This is a genomic window from Lutibacter sp. HS1-25 (assembly GCF_004121075.1).
In the GTDB taxonomy this organism is placed as follows: Bacteria; Bacteroidota; Bacteroidia; order Flavobacteriales; family Flavobacteriaceae; genus Lutibacter.
Genome location: NZ_RHLN01000114.1, coordinates 1 through 1,791, shown reverse-complemented (window position 1 = coordinate 1,791; position 1,791 = coordinate 1). Strand labels below are relative to the sequence as shown.

Here is a 1,791-nt window from a genome sequence, read left to right as displayed (position 1 = left end):
AAGTGCAATAAATCCAATTCCTATTAATGCAATTATACCACTCATAATTTTTCCCATTGCTGTAATTGGAAAAACATCACCATAACCAACGGTAGTTAAAGTTGCAACCGCCCACCAAAAAGAATGTCCAATACTCGCAAATTTTTCAGGCTGAACCTCATTTTCAAAATAGTACATAATTGTCGATGATAATACTAATAATATAAATGCAACAAAACCGGTAATTGCCAATTCGGACTTAGAACTTTTCAAAACACTTGTTATAGTATTTAGTGATTTTGAGTATCTACCAAGTTTAAATATTCTTAATAATCTAAATAATCTTAGGATTCTTAATATTCTTAAATCGAATGGAAAAATGAAAGGAAGATAAAAAGGTAAAATTGCAATTAAGTCAATTAAGCCAAGTGTTGAAAATCCAAATTTTAATCTTTTCTTGAATGAGCTTCCTTTTACGGAATCATCTTGGTCAGCAGTCCACAATCTTAATAAATATTCGATTGTAAAAATAATTACAGAAATTAACTCGAAATAATAAAAAAAGTCAGAGAATGAAACTCTTAACTCATTGTAAGATTCAAGAATTAACGAGATTACGTTTAAAATAATTAATCCATAAATGAATTTTATAAAAATCGTATTCTTATTTATTATTTCATAAATTTTCTTTTTCATCGAGAATTTTTTTCGGAACTAGTGCATAACGGGTTTTGGTATGGAAAGTTGCGTTTTTTGAAAACGTAATTTTCCGATGTTTAAATTTAAGTTATTTATATTTTAAAAACATTCTATTTTGTTGAATTTAGCAATTTTTTATACCAGTTGTTACCACACGTTTTTATATTTCAGATGATTTTCAATTGTCTCTCGTATTTTGGATTTATCAACCTGTATTTCAATTAATTCTACTTGCTTGAAAGTTTTATCGAAAGAAGGTAAATAAAGGAAAACTCTATTGTTATTTTCTTTGATTATAAAAAATCTACTCATCCCAGTATTTAAAATCTGAAAATTATCAATTGTGTCATATGTCAAACTAGTAATTCCCCATTTTTTCTCAATTCCTAAAGGTATCTTATTCAATAAGAAATTTTCATTAAAATGAACAGTATCAATTCCATATTCCGATACAAGTTTAAAAGATTTATCTAATAATTTATTTTTAAAATTTGAGGAGTTTTTCAAAGAATCAGGTAATCTTAAAAACACTTTCTTTTGTTTATTAATTCCATTTGTCGTTAAGACTAAACTATCTTTATTAACAGCTTTAATATTATAATTTAAATAACCTATTTCATCAAAATTCAGTTCTTGTTTAATGATATTTCCAATTACATAAAAATCATTGGATTCAGAATAATCAAAATGATAACTCACAATTTTCTGATTTTCTATTTTTACGATTTTTTGAGAATCTCTTATAAAATCTTTTCCATTGTTATAGTTGTTAATTTCTATAACTTTTACATAAATTCCATCAATTCTTTTATTTGAATAATAAAAAAGGGCTAAACATAAGATTGAAATCATTATTGTGAAATAAAATATTACTTTTTTCATCTTATGTGTGGTAACGGGCTTTTATAAGATTTGTGCGACTGGAAAATCGGAGATTTTTCGGACGTAGCAAATAGTTTATTGAATGTTTGTCGTTTGTACTAAATCAGATTTAAGCATAAATTTTATGAGTTGTTGCAAGTTTTTACGACACGTTATGCTGATAATTGAATTTTAGTACTTTCCGAGATTTGTCATTCTTGTTCTTTATAAAAATCCTTTTGTTTTTTGTTA

General features: G+C 25.6%; 2 protein-coding genes. Both read right to left on the bottom strand.

Annotation, left to right across the window (positions count from 1 at the left end):
* Positions 1-675 (bottom strand): ion transporter (locus tag EC396_RS12765; RefSeq protein ID WP_164975297.1); only part of this gene is annotated, 675 nt, incomplete at its 3' end.
* A gap of 150 nt (positions 676-825) precedes the next feature.
* The gene (locus tag EC396_RS12760) at positions 826-1,560 is read right to left on the bottom strand and encodes a hypothetical protein (RefSeq protein WP_129366999.1); all 735 of its coding nucleotides are present in this window, start codon (positions 1,558-1,560) and stop codon (positions 826-828) included.
* Positions 1,561-1,791: the final 231 nt, after the last annotated feature.